This is a genomic window from Brevibacterium permense (assembly GCF_013280495.1).
GTDB lineage: Bacteria > Actinomycetota > Actinomycetes > Actinomycetales > Brevibacteriaceae > Brevibacterium > Brevibacterium permense.
Genome location: NZ_JABSSX010000001.1, coordinates 15,322 through 33,869, shown reverse-complemented (window position 1 = coordinate 33,869; position 18,548 = coordinate 15,322). Strand labels below are relative to the sequence as shown.

Genomic DNA, 18,548 nt, shown 5'->3' with positions numbered 1-18,548 from the left:
AATCAGGTCCAGAGGACCTTGCCCTGTGCGTCCAGTGTCCCACCGGCACCGAGGTGACCGAGCGCGAGTGCCCCATCCAACGGTCCGCCTGCGGGCTCGACGATGGTGATGGTCGGATCCAGTCGTGCGGCTTCGGCGCGGAATCCCTCGACGAGGTGATCGCCGGCGGCCGCGACTCCCCCGGTGAGAGCGATGCGGGTCGCGGAGTTGGAAGTGGGAATGGCCTCGGTGGCTACCGTTGACGAGTCAGTGTCAGTTCGCACGGAACGAGCTGCGGCGAGCGCGCTGCGGGCCGCTTCCTGACCAGCTTCGCGGAGCAGGTCGGCCGATGCTGTGTCGCCGGCTCGAGCAGTCTCGGCGATGTCGACGACGAATTCGGCGAGCAGTCCTGCCCGGTCGCTGCGGGTATAGAACTGTCCCGGCCAGGAGGCGGGCGGGCCGAATCGTGTGGTTGCCGTCTCAAGCAGCGCACGACCTCGTTCGTCGATTCCGTCGTGTGTGCGCAAAGCGAGTTCGAGAGCATGATGTCCCAGCCATGCTCCTCCCCCGCGATCGCCGAAGAGGTGTCCCCAGCCATCGGCTCGTGACCATTCGGCTGACCAGTGGCCGGCATCGTCCGGGCCCGAATGGGCGATGGCGATCGCTCCGGTGCCGAGCACGGTGATCGCTCCTCCGGTACCGCCCAGGGCACCGAGGTGGGCGGTGACAGCATCGATGGCCGCGACGGCCGGCACGCCGTGCTCGGACGAGATCTTCGCGAGGACTTCGGCAGGATCCTCGGCGAAAGAGGCGATGCCGGTCGCGCCGATGCCGATGCCGGCCACCTCGGAGAATCGCTCCGACCAGGTATCGGCGGCCGACTTCACGAGTTCTCGGATGACGTCGAGAACAGTGCTGCCGCTCTGCCCGATCGTGATGCGCGGTCCGTCGATCTGGTCGACGACGGGTGCGACGGAGCCCGCACCGGCGGCGGCGTGTGTTCCGCCGGCGACATTGCCCCGCTGGTCAGATACGTCGCCGAACTCACCGAGCGCGGCACGGCTGCCGGTACCGCCGATATCGAGGCCGAGGATCAGGCTCATGCGCCCACAGCACCCGGCCCAGGGTTGTCCTGGCCGGAATCTTCCTGTCCGGAGCCGGCTCCAACATCGGACGATGCGCCCGCGCGGACAAGCTCGGCGATCGCGGCTCTGACCGATCCGTCATGGGACTCCAAGGTCGACGCGGCCAGGGCAGGGGCCGCCTCGGTGAAGGAGACGACGATGGCGGTCTTGAGATCACCCTCGCAGCGCTCGAGCAGGGCTCGCGCGTCGGCGTCTCCCAGGTCGGCGGCCTCGCGGAGGATGCGCACGATGCGTTCGCGCAGCTTCGCGTTCGTCGCAACGACGGAGACCATGAGGTTGTCCCAGGTCCGGCCGAGAGCGACCATGAGCGCGGTCGAGAACCCGTTGAGGGTGAGCTTCTGGGCGGTGCCGGCCTTGAGCCTGGTCGATCCGGTGATCACCTCGGGGCCGGTGTCGAGCACGATGTGGTCATCGGCCTTGTCGGCCGGAGCGGCGTGCGGGTTGTTCGAGATGAGCACAGCGTGGGCGCCGTTGGCTCGCGCCGCGTCGAGCGCCCCGCCGACGTACGGGGTCGACCCGCTCGCGGCGATGCCGATGGCCACATCATCAGGTCCGAGCTCGGCGCCGGCCGCGGATCCGTCAGCCCCGGAGTCCTCGGCGTTCTCCACCGCATTGACCAAAGCAGCCTGACCACCGGCGATGTGCCCGATGACCCGGCCCGGTTCGAGGTTGAACGTCGGCAGGAGTTCGCTCGCATCGAGGACGCCCAACCTCCCCGAGGTACCTGCACCGAAGTAGTGGACTCGGCCGCCTCGGCGCATGCGGTCAGCGGCAATGTCGACGAGTTCGGCCAGCTGCGGCAGGGCCGCGGCGACCGCGTCGATGACACCGTGGTCTTCGGCGTTGAGAACCTTGAGCACCCCGAGGGTGTCGAGGTCGTCTAGGCCCGAGCTGGCCGGATTGCGCTGCTCGGTCGGCGACAGCGGCCGACCGGCCGACGGCGCTGCCGTTTCCGACGTCGGCGGGGTCGGGCGGGCTGAGCCCGGCTGGGAGGAGGTCATGGACGGGGGCTTCCTTCCGCCTCGGCGATGGTGGGTTCTTCGACTTTGGTCGTGTGGCGCAGACCGAGCAGGCCGCCGACGATGAAGGTGACGATGACGCCGAGCAGCGGGTACCACTGCCACGCCACCCACACTTCACCGGTGACGTACTTCTCCATGACGAAGAAGAACGCGTTGACGGCCACTGCCAGGGCGAAGGCGATGTTCGCGTCGACAGCTCGGGCCCGTTTGTTGACGATGCCGAAGACGAACGCACCGAGCAGACCGCCGTAGGTGATGCCGGCGATTCCGAGGGCGAGGATGACGATGTTGCCGGAGTCGGATTCGAAGACCGTGGCCGGCAGGATGAAGGCAATCCCCCAGCCGATCGTCGCCCAACGGCCGACCTTGAATCCCTGCTCGTCGGTCATCGGGGTGCGCTTGAGCTTCGCGTAGACGTCGTTGACCGTCGAGGACGACAGGGCCGACAGCGACGAGGACAGCGTCGACATCGCGGCGGCGAGGATGCCTGCCAGCAGCAGTCCGGAGATTCCCGTGGGCAGCCCTTCGATGATGAACAGCGGGAAGATTTCGTCGTCGCGGGTCAGGCCGAGATCCGCGGGCAGCGCGTGATCGTAGTACGCCCAGAGAGCCAGACCGACGGCGAGGAAGATCGCGAACTGGACGACCACGACGAATCCGGAGGTGATGAGGGCCTTCTGCGCCTCGAGCTTCGACCGGCACGAGAGCAGCCGCTGCACGATGAGCTGATCGGAACCGTGCGAGGCCATCGCGAACACGGCACCGCCGAGAACCGACGGAATGAACGAGGTGTCCGCGGAGATCGGGTTGCCCTCGAAGACGAAGATGTTCGTCTTTCCGGCCTCGAACGCCTCGGCGAACCATCCGCCGCCGATCGATCCCGTGATGATGATGATCGCGAGGATCCCGCCGAGGACGTAGAGGATCATCTGCGCGACATCGACCCAGACGACAGCCTTGATGCCGCCGATGAACGTGTACACGATCGTGACCAGGGAGAGGACGACGATGATGACGAAGTAGTTCGTGTGGATTCCGAGCCCGTCGAGGATGACCTTGAGCGGGATGGCCGCGGCGAGCACACGGATGCCGTCGGCGAGCAGTCGGGTGAAGAGGAAGGTCACGCCGCCCGTGGTCTGCGTCGACTGGCCGAAACGTTTGCCCAGGTAGGCGTACGCGGTGATCATCTCACCGTCGTAGTAGCGCGGCAGCATGAAGTAGGCGACGATGACACGGCCGACGATGTAGCCGAGTCCGAGCTGCAGGTAGTTGAGGTCGCCGAGGTAGCTCATGACGGGGATGCCGATGACGGTCAGCGCGCTCGTCTCGGTGGCGACGACGGACAGGCAGACGGCCCACCACGGCAGGTCGCGCCCGCCCAGGAAGTAGCCCTTGAGGCTGCTCTGTTTGCCGCTCAGTGCCAGTCCCAGCCACGCCGTTGCGACGAGATAGGCGATGATCACCAGGAGGTCGATGATCTGCATTGGTCTCTCCTTGTTGGGGGGTGTGGAGTGTGTCGGGTGGTCGGTGGTCAGGAGGTGCGTTCGTTTGTGTGGCCGGGCGGGCGTTGCCGGTGGCGGCCGCGGTTCAGTCCGTGAGTCTCAACCGAGCGGGTCGTCGGTGGAGGGGTTCGGGCAGCCGCAGCGGTCCGTCACCGGGAGTGAACCGACCCGCGATGCGCGGTCCGATCGCCCCGGTCAGACTCGGCTGCGTGCCGTCGAGTCCGTGCCAGCTCAGCCATCCGATGAGTGCCATGAGCAGCGCTTCTTTGCTGCCTTCCGGCAGCCCGAAAGCAGCGTCCGTGCTCGTGAGGGTGACACCGTCACCCAATTCCTCGCCGAGGCGGCGCATCAGCTCCGGATTCCGCGTCCCACCTCCCGAGGCGATGACGGTGGTGACCTCGTGGTCTCGGACCGCCTCTGCGATCGTGTGCGCGGTCAACGCCGTGACCGTGGCGATCTGATCATGCTCGCCGAGGTGGGGGTGGGATTCGAGGTGTGAGTCGAGGTAGGCGGCGTGAAAGAGTTCCTTGCCCGTCGATTTCGGGGCGGGTCGTGCGTAGAAGGGCTCGGTGAGGAACTCGGCGAGCAGGTCCTTGTCGACGGTGCCTGCGGCGGCGAGCGCGCCGTCGCGGTCAAAGCTCTGCCGGCCGTCGGTGATGCGGCGGGCGAGGATGTCGATGAGGGCGTTGGCCGGGCCGGTGTCGAAGGCGATGGGATCGTGGCCTGGTGCGATGACAGTGATGTTCGCGATTCCGCCGAGATTGAGCACCGCGGTCGGCGCCTCGGCGTCGAAGAGCAGGAGGGAGTCGAGCAGCCCGACGAGTGGTGCGCCCTGTCCCCCTGCAGCGACATCGCGGGAGCGGACATCGGAGAGCACGGGAACACCGAGTCGTTCTGCGATGAAGGCCGGCTGTCCCAGCTGGAGGCTCGAAGTGACCTGCCCGTCGGTGATGTCGTGGCGGACAGTCTGTCCGTGACTGACGACGAGGTCAGGGGCCAGGTCGTGGTCGGCACAGAGTTCGGACAGGGCGTCGGCGCAGAACCGGCCGAGCCGCGCGTCGACGCTGCTGACCACTGACAACGGCAGATCTGCCGGTTCGAGAAGGCGAAGAATGTCGGCGGAGAGTCGGTCGTCGAACGGGGTTTCGCGTTCGGCGAGGATCCGCACGGTCAGGGTGGTGGGGTCCGCGCCGACGAGGTCGAAACTGGGGGTGGGTTCCGTGTCGCTGATGGGGTCGGGTCGGAACTCGGCGATGACGAGGTCGAGACCGTCGGCGGAGGTTCCGGTCATGAGGCCGGCGATGATCATGGCTGCACCCCTCCAGTGGGGTCGTGGACGGTGGCGGTTGCGGGCACGGCTGGGACGGCTCCGGCGGCCGCGGGGGCGGGGACGGTGAGTTCGGTGCGGACCTTGTAACGGTCGCCTCTGTAGACGGAGCGGACGAACTCGAAGGGGCGGTCATCGGCACCGCGGGAGATGCGTTCGAACAGCAGCGCAGGTGAGAGCTCTTCAACGCCGAGGTGGTGCGCTTCGCTGGCATCGAGGAGGGTCGGTTCGATCGTCTGCACGCTGTGATTGAGGCGGATGCCGAAGTTTCGGCTCAGCAGATCGTAGAAGGACTGGTCCTCGAGGTCGCCTGGACTCAGCCCCGGAACGAGAGCCGAGGGGACGTGGAGTTCTTCGAGAGCGATCGGTTCGTCGTCGGCCAGGCGCAGACGCAGGATCGCGATGACGTCGTCGTCTTCGGAGATGTGGAGTCGACGAGCGATGTGCGCGCCCGCCTCGGCGACGTCGAAGCTGAGGATATGGGACCCGGGACGCATCCCGCGGGCGAGCATATCCTCGGTGAAGGAGCTCGCGGCCAGCGGTTGGTCGAGTTTCGGACCGAGTGCGAAGACACCCGTGCCGTGCCGCCTGCGGACCATGCCCTTGGCGACGAGTTCGTCGATGGCGCGGCGCAGGGTCATCCGCGAGATGCCGAGCGTCTCGGCGAGCTGCCGTTCCGGAGGGAACTGCTCACCGGCGGCCATGTCCTCGAGACGGTCGAGGAGCTGGTCGCGGATGGCATGGAATTTCGTCACACCACCATTGAGGCACAGGACACACCACTAAATCAAGACCACTGGTCTATTTTGTGATGGCTGGCCCCTCGAACAGAGTGATCCCCGTGCCTTCGATCAAGCGCTCGCTCACTTTCAAGCGCTCCCTTCCCTCGATCAAGCGGCGCCGCGAATATGGCGTCGTCGACCATGACATATCGGCGCTCCGGCTTGATCGGCAGAAATCGGCGAGCAGAGGGCGGGCGGTCAGAGGCCGGGCTGACGGGCGGCGGCCGGGCCGGCGGCGGCCCGTCAGACGAAGAGCAGTGAGAGCAGGAAGGCGAAGATCAGGCCGAAGACGCTGACGAGGGTCTGGACCATCATGTGAGTCTTCGTCGCCTGACCGATCGTCATGCCGAAGCTTTCCTTGACGAACCAGAATCCCGCATGGTTGACCCAGTTCAGACCGATCGATCCCGAGCCGATCGCAATGACGAGCAGAGACACGTAGGCCCCGGAGTGATCACCGATGAGAGGTGCGACGATGCCGGTGGCCGAGGTGATTCCGACGGTCGCCGATCCGGTGGCGAACGACAGCAGGATGCCGATGAACCAGCCGAGCAGGATGAGGTTCATCTCCAGGTGAGAGGTCGCGCCGACGACGGCGTCGCCGATGCCCGAGTCCCCCAGCACCTCGTTGAAGGCACCACCGCCGCCGATGATGAGGATAACTCCGGCGATCGACTTGAGGCTGTCTCCGAAGGAGCTGCGGATCCGCTCGCCGCCCATTCCCGAGGTCCAACCGAGTGCGATGGCGGCGAAGACGACTCCGGCCAGCATGGCGATGATCGGGTTGCCGATCACCTCGGCGACGGGTTCGAACACTGACTCCGGTGCCACGAGCTGCACCACGGTGTGCACGAGCATGAGCACGACGGGGACGAGGACGGTGACGAAGGCGAGCCAGACGGGAATCGTTCGCAGTTCCTTCTGGTCCACCTCGGCGCGGGCTCCGGTGTACTGGTCGATGAGCTCAGGAGTCGGTTCGAGTTTGACTCGTGGGGCGATCCAGCGGGCGTAGACCGGGCCGGCGAGGATGACGGTGGGAATCGCACAGACGAGCCCGAGGCCGATGGTCATTCCGACGTTCGCGTCGAGTCCGGATACAGCGATGAGCGGTCCCGGATGGGGCGGAACCATGCCGTGGAGGCAGGCGAGCGCGGCGATCGCGGGGACGAGGATGCGCAGGTACCACAGCTTCTTCTGCCCGGTCTTCTTCTCCAGCTGCGAGGCGACCGCGTAGATGACCGGGATGAGGACGACGAGGCCGACCTCGAAGAACATCGGGATGCCGATGATGAAGGCGACTCCCGTCATGATCCACGGTGCGGCCTTCGGCGAGGAGTGCTCGATGACGAGGTTCGCGATCCGCTGGATGGCACCGCTGTCGGCCAAAAGCCGTCCGAGCATCGCTCCGAGGGCGACGACGACACCGGTCTCGCCGAGGGTGTCGCCGGCTCCGGCGGCGATCGTCTCCGGAATCTTGCCGATCTCCTCACCGGCGGCCAGTGCCGTCACGGCGGAAGTGATGAGGAGAGCGAGGAACGGATGCAGCTTCGTCTTCCAGTTGATGAGGAGGATGAGCAGCGCGATCGACGCGAAGAGAAGCGTCACGAGGTATGCGGTTGAGCCAATCACTGGGGCAACGTTACGCCCCTAACTGCTGGATCCGGGAACGAGGGGTTCACGCGGCACCGGGAAGTCCCTAGCATGAAGTCATGACTGCATATACCGGACAGAAGCTGCTCGACGCACTCAAGGACAACGGCCTGACCGACTGGCAGGACCGCAACGACTCGATCGGCACCCGGCTGCTCACCGGTGACTTCGCGACCGGTCTGGAACTGGTCAACAAGATCGGTGCCGCCGCCGAGGAGGCCGGCCACCACCCCGACATCACCCTGACCTTCCCTCACGTCGACATCCAGCTGACCAGCCATGATGCCGGGTCCGTGACCGAACGCGACCTCGACATGGCGGGACAGATCAGCGAACTGGCCGCCTCGGCGGGGGTCAAGGCAGACCCCGACGCCGACTGACCGGCCAGGGCAGCAGCGGACGGAAACCCCGGCGGTCCCGGACCGTACTAGTCTGGGGTCAGACCATCCGCGCGAAGCCAGGAGAACGTGTGTTTCAAGCCGCTGAGAACCGCTATGACTCGATGACCTACCGTCCCGTCGGACGGTCCGGGCTCGTCCTGCCGGCCCTGTCGCTGGGGCTGTGGCACAACTTCGGCGATGACGTCGCCTTCCAGAATCAGCGCGATATCGTTCGCCGGGCCTTCGACCTCGGCATCACGCACTTCGACCTGGCGAACAACTACGGCCCTCCCCCGGGCTCGGCGGAGATCAACTTCGGGCGCCTGCTGCGTGAAGACCTCCACCCCTACCGCGATGAGCTCATCATCTCGACGAAGGCCGGCTGGAACATGCACCCCGGCCCTTATGGGGGCCCCGGCGGGAGCCGCAAATACCTTCTGGCCAGCCTCGATGCGTCCCTGCGCCGACTCGGCCTCGACTATGTCGACATCTTCTACTCCCATCGTCCCGATGCTTCGACGCCGCTCGAAGAGACCATCGGTGCGCTCGACACCGCCGTGCGTTCCGGTCGCGCGCTCTACGCCGGGATTTCCTCATACTCCGCCACCGATACGGCCCGGGCCTGCCAGATCGCCCGCGATCTCGGCACTCCCCTGCTCATCCACCAGCCGTCGTACTCGATGTTCAACCGGTGGATCGAGGACGATGGACTCCTCGACACAACCGCTGACGAAGGGCTCGGCGTCATCTGCTTCTCTCCGCTCGCCCAAGGCCTCCTCACGGACAAGTACCTCGGCGGAGTCCCCGAAGATTCGCGCGCAGGCAAGGCGAAGCCGTCGTTCCAGGACGGGTTCCTCAGCGCCGACAACCTCGCCCGGATTCGGTCGCTGAATGACATCGCTGCCGCACGCGGTCAGTCGTTGGCACAGCTCGCCCTGGCCTGGGCGCTGCGGGATGAGCGAGTGTCCTCGCTGGTCATCGGGGCCAGCCGTATCGAACAGCTCGAGCACAATGTCGCGGCTCTCGACGCGGCACCGTTGAGCGATGAAGAGCTCGGCGCAATCGACGAATTCGCCGTCGATTCCGGTGTCGATATCTGGGGAGACGCGCGCCGCAGCACCTCAGAGGGCGATGCCCGATGAGTGACGATCGCGTGGATCCTGACCGCACGGATACCGCTGAAGACGCGGATACTGCGGAGACCACAGAAGGCGAGAGCACGGCAGGGGAAAGCCCCTGGGCGGCGATCAAACCCTGGCAGGGCAAGGCTCAAGGTCTCGACAAGCTGCTGCTGTTCATCATCATCGGCGTCCCGCTCATCTACCTCGGCCTCATGCCGCTGCGGCCGTGGATGCTCGTCAATGCCCCGGTCGTCCAGGAATTCATCAACGGCGCGAAGACCTCGATCGTCGCGGCCGCCGCCTATGCTCGCGTCGGTGAGATCCCGCTGTGGCTGGTCATCGTCGCCGGCTTCGTCGGCATGGCCAAACTCGATTGGGCGTTCTGGCTGGCCGGTCGCCGGTGGGGCGACGGTGTGCTGCGGCTCTTCGCGCAGAACGAACGTCAGCTCAAACGCATCAACCAACTGAAGAAGATCCCGAATTGGGCCCTGTTCCTCATGACGCTGGTCTCGCGCTGCCCGGGCATCCCGGGCACCCTCGTCTACCTCGTCGCCGGGTGGACGCGGATGCGGCTGTCGCTGTTCCTCGTCGCCGACCTTCTCGGCTGCCTCATCTTCACGCTCATCTGGACCTTCCTGGGCTATCAGCTCGGAGAGGCCGCGGTCGACATCCTCAAGGTCATCGACAAGTACGCCCTGTGGCTGACTCTGGCCCTGATCGTCGGCATCTTCGCCATCAGCTTCTTCAAGGAATACCGCAAGCAGAAGAAAACCGAAGCTGCGGGTGACACCTCCGAGAACTGACCATTCGCCCCTGACCGGGAGCCGCGTCGAATTCCGGTCAGGTGTCTCGGATCAGGAACCGAAGGACAGGAAGGTCTCACGCATGCGCTGCGGGTCGGCCTTCTGGCTGCTGAAGAGTTCGAATGCGTCGATTGCCTGATTGACCGCCATCCCCGATCCGTCGAGTGTGCGGCACCCCTTGGCCCTGGCTTCGGCGAGCAGCTGCGTCTCGAGCGGGAAGTACACGACGTCGGCCACCCAGGTATCCGACCCGAACACGGAAGTGTCGACCGGAGTTCCCGGGTACGCCTTCATCCCCACCGGGGTCGCGTTGACGATCCCCTGCGCCGAGGCGGCCGCCCCTTCCAGCTCATCGAGCCCGATCGCTCGCGCCCGGACCCGAGAGCCCGTGACGGTCCCGATATCCGTCGCCAGACCGGCGGCCCGGTCGATATCGGTATCGGCGATGATGAGTTCACCGACGCCGAGTTCGGCCAGGGCGAACCCGACCGCACGGCCGGCTCCGCCCGCACCGATCTGCACAACCACCTCGGTGGCGGCGCCGTGCAGTCCGGCACGGAACCCGGCGGCGAATCCGGTGACGTCGGTATTGTGGCCGGTCGTCTTCCCCGCAGCGTCGATGACGACGGTGTTGACCGAACCGATGCGCGCGGCCACCGGGTCGACGTCATCGAGGAGATCGATGAACCGCTGCTTGAACGGGTGGGTGATGTTGAGTCCATCGAAGCCGAGCCGGATCGCCGCGGTGAGCAGCTCCTCAAGCCCCACCTCGGCGAGGCGAGGTTCGGCGATGTCGATGGTGCGGTAGATCGTGGGGATGGAATGTGCGGCACCTTCGTTCTCGTGCATCCGCGGGGTGCGGGAGGCGGAGATGCCGACGCCGATGAGTCCGAGGAGGAGGGAAGAGGTCATGGTCTCGCTTTCGCGGTCGGGAGCTGGTCGATGAGTATCTCCACCGCGTGGACGTAGCCTTTCCCGCCGGCTCCGGCGATGACGGCGGCGGCCACGGGTGAGAGATAGGAGTGGTGGCGCACGGCTTCGCGCGCATGCGGGTTGCTCAGGTGCACCTCGATGATCGGGTGATCGTAGGACTTCAGCGCATCGTGCAGGGCCAGGGAAGTGTGCGTGTACGCGCCGGCGTTGATGATCGCACCGACCGTCGAGTGCCGGGCCTCGTGCACGGCGTCGATGAGCCCACCCTCATGGTTGCTCTGGATGCAGCGAACGCCCAGCCCCGCCTCGGCGGCGGTGTCGGCACACATCTTTTCGATGTCGTACAGCGTGGTGCGGCCGTAGATCTCCGGTTCGACTTTCGTCGTCGGCTGCCTGCCGACCTACGACCAGATCGGAATGCTCGCTCCGATCCTGCTCGTGCTCTGCCGCATCGTCCAGGGTCTGTCGGCCTCGGGTGAACAGGCGAGCGCGATCTCCGTCTCCCTCGAGCATTCGGCCGAGGAGAAACGGTCGTGGACGACGAGCTGGACGTTGCACGGCACCCAATTCGGCACCCTGCTGGCCACCGCCGTGTTCGTTCCCTTCACTGCTTTCCTGCCTGACGAAGCACTCTTCAGCTGGGGCTGGCGCGTACCGTTCTGGCTGTCGGCACTCGTCGTGCTCACCGCCTGGCTCATCCGTCGCGGGCTCGATGAGCCGCCAGCATTCAAGGAGTCGCGGGTTGAGAACCCACCGCTCATGCAGGTCTTCCGGTGGCACAAGGCCGCGGTCGTCCGCGTGGCCGTGTGCGCCATGGTCAACACCGTGAATATGGTCTTCACCGTCTGGTCGCTGTCGTTCGCCACATCGATCGTCGGTCTCGAGCGTTCGACCATGCTGCTCGTCTCGGTCATCGCCAACGGTGTCGCCCTCTTCGCGATCCCGGCAGCCGCACTGCTCTCCGACCGGTTCGGCCGGAAGCCGGTCTTCATCACCGGTGCCGTCGGCTCGGGTCTGATGATGTTCCCGTACCTGGGTGCGGTCTCGGCCGGGAACTGGCCGCTCATCTTCGTCTTCGGCGCCATCATGTCCGGCTGTGCGTACTCGCTGGCCAACTCCATCTGGCCCTCCTTCTACGCCGAGATGTTCCCGACGACGGCACGAGTGACGGGGCTGGCTCTGGGCACTCAGGTCGGATTCGCAGTCTCCGGCGGTCTGGCTCCGGTCCTCGCTTCCGCTGTCGCCGGTGCCGGAGGAGAGAATTGGGTATCGGTCGCCGCCTTCACCGCGGGTGTCTGCATCGTCGTCGGTCTTGTTGCACTGACGGCGAAGGAGACGAAGGGACTGAGCCTGGAAGAGATCGATGTCGTCCATGAGGAAAGGTCACGATGAGAACCTCGATTGCCACGGTGTGCCTGTCGGGCACGCTCGAAGAGAAGCTGCAGGCTGCCGCGACGGCAGGGTTCGACGGGGTCGAGATCTTCGAACAGGATCTCATCGTCTCCCCCAACTCCCCCGAAGCGACCGCTGCACTGGCCGCAGAGCTCGGGCTGAGTCTTGACCTCTATCAGCCCTTCCGCGATTTCGAAGGCGTCGAGGAGGAGCAGTTCGCCGCCAATCTGGCCCGGGCCGAGGCGAAGTTCCAGCTGATGAAGCGAATGGGCATGACCACGATTCTGCTGTGCTCGAACGTCGCCACCGCGACCATCGACGATGATGAGGTTGTCGTCGATCAGCTTCGCCGCCTCGGTGATCTGGCGGAGAGATACGGCATCGACGTCGCCTACGAGGCGTTGGCCTGGGGCCGTTTCGTCTCCGAATACGATCGCGCCTGGGACCTCGTCAAGGCCGTCGACCATCCGCGCATCGGCACCTGCCTCGACAGCTTCCATATGCTCTCCCGCGGCACGGACCTGTCACGCATCGCCGAGATCCCGGGCGAGAAGATCTTCTTCCTCCAGCTCGCCGACGCCCCCGCCCTGTCGATGGACGTGCTCAGCTGGTCCCGTCACCACCGAGTCTTCCCCGGCGAAGGCTCATGGGACCTCACCGACTTCCTCGCTCGCGTCGCCGGGACCGGTTATTCCGGACCGGTGTCGCTCGAAGTCTTCAACGACTCCTTCCGGCAGGCCGACACTCAGCGCACCGCTGTCGACGGACTGCGTTCCCTGCGGTGGCTCGAAGCCAATGTGTCGGCAGCTCGTGAAGGCAATGCTTCCTCCGCTCACACGGGACGCGATCGTGTGCGACTCGATCTGCAGCCGCTGCCGCAGGTCGCGCAGCCGCGAGGCATCGACTACGTCGAACTGAACACCGATAACCTGGGCGCGCTCACCCGGCAGATCCATCAGCTCGGGTTCCGGTTCGTCGGCTTCCACCGCACGAAACCACACGTGCAGCTGTGGCGACGCGGTCAAGCTCGAATCGTCGTCACTGAGCCCACCGGACCGGAGAACGCTCTGATCGAGACATCTGATAAATCCACCGTTGCGTTTGCAGTGTCCACTCCGGATGCAGATTCCACTGCGTCCAAGACTTACCTGCGCGGCATCGGATTCGCCGTCGCAGATGCCGATGCCGCAATGGAACGCGCCCTCCTGCTCTCGACGACCGAGGTTCCTCGCGAGCAGGCTCACGACGAGAAGGTGCTGCGTGGGGTCTTCGCGCCCGACGGGTCAGAGGTCTTCTTCGGTGATGGAAATGGTGAGGATCCGCAGTGGACCGACGAGTTCGGCACCGTCCCGGACGATCGGCAGTCGGCTATCGACCACATCAACCTCGCTCAGCCGGCCCATCACTACGACGAGGCAGTGCTCTTCTACACCTCCATGCTCGCTCTGACCGCGCTGCCGTCCCAGGATGTCCCAAGCCCCTCCGGCCTTGTGCGCTCCCAAGTGATGTCCAGCGCCGATGGGGCAGTGAGGATGCCGCTCAACGTCTCCCCCGATCACAGCCCCAACGCATTGAGCCGAGACGCCGGCTCACCTGCCGCGACTTACCCGGAGCATGTGGCCATCGCCTGCGATGACATCTTCACCGCGGCGACAACCGCGGTCGCGCGAGGCTTGAAGTTCCTGGCAGTGCCGCAGAACTACTATGAGGACCTTGCCGCACGCTTCGACCTCGCACCAGAGCTGCTGGATCGGCTGCGTGAGCACAACATCCTCTACGACCGTGATGACGAGGGCGAGTTCCTCCATTTCTACACGTCGACGATCGGCTCGGTCTTCTTCGAGATGGTCGAACGCCGTACCGGCTATCGCGGCTTCGGCGCTCCGAACGCACCGGTGCGGTTGGCAGCCCAGCATCGGCGCAATACGGAAAGCTGAAACAGTCAGAAAGGCGCGGCGCTCCCGCGCGAATCGACGTATTCCATACCAGACCAGTCGCTCGAGCTGATCGCCGAACCTTCGAAGCCGAAGGACGACCCCCACGACTCATAGTCGACGTCCTCGCCTGCCTCGAGCTCGAGACCGTACGGCCAAGGGCACATCTCTCGTCGAGGATTCGGCCGAAGCCGACGGCGCGAGATCTGCCAGACGATTCGTCGGATCTCGTGCTCCTCAACACCGAGGAAATCAGCGGCAGCGCCGATCAGTTCAAGCACATACTCGTCCGTGGCTATGGGGTACCACCCGCCAATCTGATTGAAATAGCCTTTCACGCGGTAGTCGATATCGAAATGAGGGGAGCCTGCGATCATGAGCAGATTGCGCCATGAGAATCCCGATTTCTGACTGGGGAGCGCTCTCCATGCCTTTGCCACCACATTGGCATGCGGCCCGATACACGGTTCTTCTCCGACGGCGGCGAGCAGCTGCTCAACGGTGTCGATGCCATGATCGGCCATCACTCGTGTGGCACGGTCGACAACCTCGGCCCTGAGCATGGCGCCCGGCTGCACATTGGCAGGCTTGACATTGCAGATCACCTCCCGCGCCCACACCTCGGGCCCGCCGGCCTCTGCGATCGAGTACCGCAGTGATTTCGCCCCATCGGATTCACCGTGCCGTTCGATATAGCGATCGGTGACGTTGTCGACCGACGTCGGGTGCGAACCCGTCGAATAGAGCGCGTCGAGAATGCACAGAGCGAGACTGCCCGGATAGCTGATTGATCGCGGCTCCCCTCGGTCGTCGAGGAACTCTTCACAGCTCCACGCCAATTCTCTGATGCTGCTGGTCGTGATCTCCATTGTTCTGACCTTCCGTCGTGCATCGCACCCTGCGATGCGGCGCCCCTGACTCCGCTGTCGGAGGCATGATGAAACACTATCCGGAGGCACTGACATACCTTGATCGGAGAAGAATAGAACGAATCATTCATATGAAATCGTGAGAGGTGCATTTCTCTGGACGGCGTCGTGCCACGCACCGTCTCACCAGGGGAAACCGCCACCCTCATAAGAGTCCCCCTGCCTTGGCACTCCTGGTGACCTCTGGCATGGTGGAGCCATGAGCACAGACGAGATCATCATCGACGGCCCCCTGGCACGCGCAACGCGGATCCTCTGCCAGGTCTCAGCCAAGCACGTCGCAGACAAAGCTGAGATCGACAAGTCCGAACTCAAGGACTACGAAAAGGGGACCGTTGACCTGACTGCCGAGCAGGAGCGTCGACTCATCCTCGCCCTCGAGGAGTACGGCGCACGGTTCATTCCCGACGGCAAGGAAGGCGGCTACGGCATCCGCCTGAAATTCAGTCGTGCGAAGGTCCGCGCCATCGAACGCTGGGAAGACGAAGGCGGCACCCCCGGCGCCGACGACGTCTGAGTTCCTCGCCGAAGACAGTTCTCCACCGAGGTCATCTGGACTCAGGCACACTTAGCGATAGTCAGGCTCCCGGGCACCGAAAGGCTATGGCCTCGGATCTGCTCAACGCAGATCCGAGGCCACAGTTGCATCCGTTGACTCCGAGGAACCACCTCGGCGCCGAAGGTGTCGCCGGCGACGAGCGCCGGGAAACATCAGCGGAGAACGTCAGTTCTTGCCGATGAACTCGAGGTTGTCGACGACACGATTGGAGAAGCCCCACTCGTTGTCATACCAGGCAACGACCTTGACGTGGTTGCCGACGACGCGGGTGAGTGCGGAGTCGAAGATCGACGATGCGGGCTGACCGACGATATCGGAGGAGACGACGGGCTCGGTCTCATAGTCGAGGACGCCCTTGAGCTCCCCCTCGGCGGCCTTCTTGTAGGCGTCGAGCACCTCGTCGCGGGTGACCTCGCGGGACACGGTCGTGTTGATCTCGACGATCGATCCGACCGGGACGGGCACGCGGATGGCATCGCCGGACAGCTTGCCGTCGAGCTGCGGTAGGACGAGGCCGATGGCCTTGGCCGCACCCGTCGACGTGGGGATCATGTTCTCGGCGGCGGCGCGGGCACGTCGGGGGTCCTTGTGCGGGCCGTCCTGGACCATCTGGTCACCGGTGTAGGCGTGGACGGTGGTCATGAAGCCCTGCTCGATTCCGGCGAGGTCGTCGAGGACCTTGGCCAGCGGGGCCAAGGCGTTCGTCGTGCAGGAGGCGTTGGAGATGACGGTGTGCTCGGGCTTGTACGCCTCATTGTTCACTCCGTAGGCGAGGGTGACGTCAGCACCCTTCGACGGAGCGGAGACGAGGACCTTCTTCGCGCCGGCGGTGATGTGGGCGCTGGCCTTTTCGGCCTTGGTGAAGCGGCCGGTCGATTCGAGCGCGATGTCGATGCCGAGCTCACCCCAGGGCAGTTCGGCCGGATCCTTCTCGGCGAAGACCTTGATGGCCTTGCCGTCGATGACGATCTCATCATCCGTGGCCTCGACGTCATGGTTGAAGCGCCCGAGGGTGGTGTCGAACTTCAGCAGCCGAGCGAGATCGGCCACGGGGCCCAGATCGTTGATGGCCACGACCTCGAGCTCGCTGCCGCGCTCGATCAGCGCGCGCAGGGTGCTGCGTCCGATGCGACCGAAACCATTGATGGCGATGCGAGTCAATGTCACTCCTTGTAGATGTTGAACACGGGATTCGTCTTGATATCTCCATCATGGGCAACTTTCACGCACGACAACAGTGGCCAGACAGACAAACTACGCAAGCTTCTCGCCAGTCGTATTGCCAAAGGTCGAAAGTTTCCGGCCAGCCTCGTGTTCGTGTGATCCGGGTCGCTGAAAGCCGGCGATGCAGGTGTGGAATTGCCGCCGCAGGACGACGCGAGAAGTCGTCGAGAAGAGGGCTCTCTTCATCCCTGGAAAGAGTGACGGTAGTCGTTCGGGGAGGTTGAGAGGATGCGCTGAAAATGCATCCGCAGATTCGCACCCGTTCCGAGTCCCACCTGGTCAGCGATCTGTTCGATGCCCAGGTCGGAATTCTCCAAGAGTTCCCGGGCGACATCGACTCGGGCTCTGAGAACCCACTGCATGGGGGTGTAACCGGTGTCTTCGACGAAGCGGCGGGAGAAGGTGCGTACGGAGACTCCGGCATTGGCGGCGAGATCCCGCAAGGTGATCTTCTCGCCGATGTGCTGAAGCGCCCATTCGCGGGTGTCGGCGAAGTCGTCGCCGAGCGGGTCAGGCACGCTGCGCGGCACGTACTGCGCCTGGCCAGCGCTGCGATACGCGGCGGCGACGAGCCGCCGGGCGACCTGGTTGGACAGTCCGACGCCGTGATCGCTGCGGATGAGATGGAGGCACAGATCGATCGCCGAGGCGGCTCCAGCGGAGGTCAGCAGCTGTCCTTCGTCGATGAAGAGGACGTTCTCATCAACCTTGATCGAGGGGAACCGTCGGGCGAGCTCCTTCGCCGTCGACCAGTGCGTGGTGGCGCGTCGTCCGACAAGCAGTCCTGTGCGCGCGAGGACGAAGGTGCCGGTGGAGATGGCAGCGATCCGCGCGCCGCGTTCGTATGCCGAGAGCAGCGCCCCGACGACCGAGGCCGGTGGTTCTTCTGCCACCGCCGAGGTGGCACCCGGCAGGATGATCGTGTCCGCGGTTTCCAGGGCGTGAAGTCCCTGGTCCACGGAATAGTCGAGCCTGTCCGATCCGGTCACCTTTCCTGCGGTGATGCCACAGACCTCGACTTCATAGGGCCAGCTGCCTACGGGCACGGTCGTCGCCCGTCCGCCGGGCACGGCGGAAGCCGCCTCACCGCTCGGATTCGGCTGGGAGCGTGGAGCCGCCTCGGTGCGGGTGCGGTCTGTGGCTGCGTTCGACTCCCGGCCGAAGACCTGGACGGGGACGCCGAGATCCATGGCAGACACCCCGTCCAGTGCCAGCACGAGGATGCGGTGCGGGCGGGAACGGGGTGTTCTGCGCGGAAGGGTGCGGGGCTCGTCACTCATGATCGCCTCTCAGTCTAGGCAATCGGGACTCGCCCCGGGGCGAACTCAGTGCTCGTGGACCCCGGTGAGCTTGAAGCCCAGACGGCCGTGGGCGTATGCCCCACCGGCACGGAGCGCCGAGGCGGTCCAGGCAGTCTCTGCCAGTTCGGTCTCCGTGGCGCCGGCCTTGACGGCGGCATTCGAATGCGCATCGATGCAGTAGGCGCACTGGGTGGTCAAGCCGACGGCGTAGGCGATGAGTTCACGGTACTTCAGCGGGATCTCACGACCTTCGGAAGCGAATACGGCGTTGTTGAACTCGCCGAAGGCCTTGAGGATGTCGGGAGTGGTTTCCTTGTAGGCCCTGTCGTACTTGCGGTCGTTCTCGCGGTCGAAGAAGTCGGTCATGGTCATATCTCCTGTGATCGGTGTCATTCCGATCCTCACGCTACCGAGTCCCCGCACCAATCGCTACGGAATTGTCACCTAAGAGGCGGATCGACACGTACACAGCTGCGCCGGACGGGACTGCGGCCGGCGTGTCTCCTGCGGGTGGATCCGGCTCGACTATCCGCGCTGTTTCGAGGTGGATCCGCCCGCAGGTGGC

Annotated in this window: 18 protein-coding genes; 6 read left to right on the top strand and 12 right to left on the bottom strand. The window is 65.0% G+C overall.

Annotation, left to right across the window (positions count from 1 at the left end; all coding sequences use genetic code 11):
* Positions 1–2: 2 nt before the first annotated feature.
* The 6 genes from HK353_RS00150 to HK353_RS00125 form a co-directional block, all read right to left on the bottom strand.
* Positions 3–1,082, bottom strand: a complete 1,080-nt coding sequence (locus tag HK353_RS00150; protein WP_173151139.1) for a BadF/BadG/BcrA/BcrD ATPase family protein — start codon at positions 1,080–1,082, stop codon at positions 3–5.
* Complete coding sequence (murQ, locus tag HK353_RS00145) at positions 1,079–2,125, bottom strand: N-acetylmuramic acid 6-phosphate etherase (protein ID WP_173151137.1); 1,047 nt, start codon at positions 2,123–2,125, stop codon at positions 1,079–1,081. The genes HK353_RS00150 and murQ overlap by 4 nt, the downstream gene beginning before the upstream one ends.
* Positions 2,122–3,630, bottom strand: coding sequence for a sodium:solute symporter (locus HK353_RS00140; RefSeq protein ID WP_173151135.1), 1,509 nt, complete (start codon positions 3,628–3,630; stop codon positions 2,122–2,124). Before HK353_RS00140 ends, murQ begins: the two co-directional genes overlap by 4 nt.
* Before the next feature lie 103 nt (positions 3,631–3,733).
* Positions 3,734–4,957, bottom strand: a complete 1,224-nt coding sequence (locus HK353_RS00135) for an anhydro-N-acetylmuramic acid kinase (RefSeq protein WP_173151133.1) — start codon at positions 4,955–4,957, stop codon at positions 3,734–3,736.
* Positions 4,954–5,730, bottom strand: a complete 777-nt coding sequence (locus HK353_RS00130; RefSeq protein WP_173151131.1) for a UTRA domain-containing protein — start codon at positions 5,728–5,730, stop codon at positions 4,954–4,956. The genes HK353_RS00135 and HK353_RS00130 overlap by 4 nt, the downstream gene beginning before the upstream one ends.
* 270 nt (positions 5,731–6,000) lie before the next feature.
* A complete protein-coding gene (locus tag HK353_RS00125; RefSeq protein WP_173151129.1) occupies positions 6,001–7,386 on the bottom strand; it encodes a GntT/GntP/DsdX family permease in 1,386 nt (461 codons plus the stop codon).
* Positions 7,387–7,466: 80 nt separating this feature from the next.
* Between HK353_RS00125 and HK353_RS00120 the strand changes: the two genes are divergently transcribed.
* The 3 genes from HK353_RS00120 (at position 7,467) to HK353_RS00110 (ending at position 9,711) form a co-directional block, all read left to right on the top strand.
* Positions 7,467–7,787 (top strand): 4a-hydroxytetrahydrobiopterin dehydratase, encoded by a 321-nt coding sequence (locus HK353_RS00120; protein ID WP_173151127.1) that lies wholly within the window; start codon positions 7,467–7,469, stop codon positions 7,785–7,787.
* A gap of 89 nt (positions 7,788–7,876) precedes the next feature.
* Complete coding sequence (gene mgrA, locus HK353_RS00115; protein WP_173151125.1) at positions 7,877–8,929, top strand: L-glyceraldehyde 3-phosphate reductase; 1,053 nt, start codon at positions 7,877–7,879, stop codon at positions 8,927–8,929.
* Positions 8,926–9,711, top strand: coding sequence for a DedA family protein (locus tag HK353_RS00110; protein ID WP_173151123.1), 786 nt, complete (start codon positions 8,926–8,928; stop codon positions 9,709–9,711). Before mgrA ends, HK353_RS00110 begins: the two co-directional genes overlap by 4 nt.
* Before the next feature lie 51 nt (positions 9,712–9,762).
* Here the strand turns inward: HK353_RS00110 and HK353_RS00105 are convergent, their stop codons facing one another.
* On the bottom strand, positions 9,763–10,623 hold the full coding sequence (locus tag HK353_RS00105) for a shikimate dehydrogenase (RefSeq protein ID WP_173151121.1): 861 nt from the start codon (positions 10,621–10,623) through the stop codon (positions 9,763–9,765).
* Positions 10,620–10,973, bottom strand: a complete 354-nt coding sequence (locus HK353_RS00100; protein ID WP_245395687.1) for a type II 3-dehydroquinate dehydratase — start codon at positions 10,971–10,973, stop codon at positions 10,620–10,622. The genes HK353_RS00105 and HK353_RS00100 overlap by 4 nt, the downstream gene beginning before the upstream one ends.
* 34 nt (positions 10,974–11,007) lie before the next feature.
* Between HK353_RS00100 and HK353_RS00095 the strand changes: the two genes are divergently transcribed.
* On the top strand, positions 11,008–12,036 hold the full coding sequence (locus HK353_RS00095) for an MFS transporter (RefSeq protein WP_342589789.1): 1,029 nt from the start codon (positions 11,008–11,010) through the stop codon (positions 12,034–12,036).
* The gene (locus tag HK353_RS00090; RefSeq protein ID WP_173151119.1) at positions 12,033–13,973 is read left to right on the top strand and encodes a bifunctional sugar phosphate isomerase/epimerase/4-hydroxyphenylpyruvate dioxygenase family protein; all 1,941 of its coding nucleotides are present in this window, start codon (positions 12,033–12,035) and stop codon (positions 13,971–13,973) included. The genes HK353_RS00095 and HK353_RS00090 overlap by 4 nt, the downstream gene beginning before the upstream one ends.
* A 5-nt stretch (positions 13,974–13,978) precedes the next feature.
* On the opposite strand, the gene HK353_RS00085 is transcribed toward HK353_RS00090, so the two are convergent.
* Positions 13,979–14,839 carry a hypothetical protein gene (locus HK353_RS00085; RefSeq protein WP_173151117.1) on the bottom strand — a complete coding sequence of 287 codons (861 nt, stop codon included), beginning with the start codon at positions 14,837–14,839 and terminating at the stop codon, positions 13,979–13,981.
* 259 nt (positions 14,840–15,098) lie between these two features.
* On the opposite strand from HK353_RS00085, the gene HK353_RS00080 reads away from it, so the two are divergent.
* Positions 15,099–15,416, top strand: a complete 318-nt coding sequence (locus HK353_RS00080) for an XRE family transcriptional regulator (protein ID WP_173151115.1) — start codon at positions 15,099–15,101, stop codon at positions 15,414–15,416.
* A gap of 207 nt (positions 15,417–15,623) precedes the next feature.
* Here HK353_RS00080 and gap read toward each other — a convergent pair whose 3' ends face one another.
* The 3 genes from gap to HK353_RS00065 form a co-directional block, all read right to left on the bottom strand.
* Positions 15,624–16,619, bottom strand: coding sequence for a type I glyceraldehyde-3-phosphate dehydrogenase (gene gap, locus HK353_RS00075; protein WP_173151113.1), 996 nt, complete (start codon positions 16,617–16,619; stop codon positions 15,624–15,626).
* A 245-nt stretch (positions 16,620–16,864) separates the two neighbouring features.
* Positions 16,865–17,962, bottom strand: a complete 1,098-nt coding sequence (locus tag HK353_RS00070) for a GlxA family transcriptional regulator (protein ID WP_173151105.1) — start codon at positions 17,960–17,962, stop codon at positions 16,865–16,867.
* 45 nt (positions 17,963–18,007) lie between these two features.
* Positions 18,008–18,376, bottom strand: a complete 369-nt coding sequence (locus HK353_RS00065) for a carboxymuconolactone decarboxylase family protein (RefSeq protein ID WP_229663963.1) — start codon at positions 18,374–18,376, stop codon at positions 18,008–18,010.
* Positions 18,377–18,548: the final 172 nt, after the last annotated feature.

What these genes read in the sequence shown, in the direction of transcription:
- HK353_RS00090 (WP_173151119.1), top strand. Translation starts at nt 12,033, where the DNA reads ATGAGAACCTCGATTGCCACGGTGTGCCTGTCGGGCACGCTCGAAGAG.
- HK353_RS00080 (WP_173151115.1), top strand. Translation starts at nt 15,099, where the DNA reads ATGAGCACAGACGAGATCATCATCGACGGCCCCCTGGCACGCGCAACG.
- HK353_RS00100 (WP_245395687.1), bottom strand. Translation starts at nt 10,973, where the DNA reads ATGTGTGCCGACACCGCCGCCGAGGCGGGGCTGGGCGTTCGCTGCATC.
- HK353_RS00085 (WP_173151117.1), bottom strand. Translation starts at nt 14,839, where the DNA reads ATGGAGATCACGACCAGCAGCATCAGAGAATTGGCGTGGAGCTGTGAA.
- HK353_RS00065 (WP_229663963.1), bottom strand. Translation starts at nt 18,376, where the DNA reads ATGACACCGATCACAGGAGATATGACCATGACCGACTTCTTCGACCGC.
- HK353_RS00150 (WP_173151139.1), bottom strand. Translation starts at nt 1,082, where the DNA reads ATGAGCCTGATCCTCGGCCTCGATATCGGCGGTACCGGCAGCCGTGCC.
- HK353_RS00105 (WP_173151121.1), bottom strand. Translation starts at nt 10,623, where the DNA reads ATGACCTCTTCCCTCCTCCTCGGACTCATCGGCGTCGGCATCTCCGCC.
- HK353_RS00120 (WP_173151127.1), top strand. Translation starts at nt 7,467, where the DNA reads ATGACTGCATATACCGGACAGAAGCTGCTCGACGCACTCAAGGACAAC.
- HK353_RS00140 (WP_173151135.1), bottom strand. Translation starts at nt 3,630, where the DNA reads ATGCAGATCATCGACCTCCTGGTGATCATCGCCTATCTCGTCGCAACG.
- HK353_RS00110 (WP_173151123.1), top strand. Translation starts at nt 8,926, where the DNA reads ATGAGTGACGATCGCGTGGATCCTGACCGCACGGATACCGCTGAAGAC.
- HK353_RS00070 (WP_173151105.1), bottom strand. Translation starts at nt 17,962, where the DNA reads ATGAGTGACGAGCCCCGCACCCTTCCGCGCAGAACACCCCGTTCCCGC.
- murQ (WP_173151137.1), bottom strand. Translation starts at nt 2,125, where the DNA reads ATGACCTCCTCCCAGCCGGGCTCAGCCCGCCCGACCCCGCCGACGTCG.
- HK353_RS00135 (WP_173151133.1), bottom strand. Translation starts at nt 4,957, where the DNA reads ATGATCATCGCCGGCCTCATGACCGGAACCTCCGCCGACGGTCTCGAC.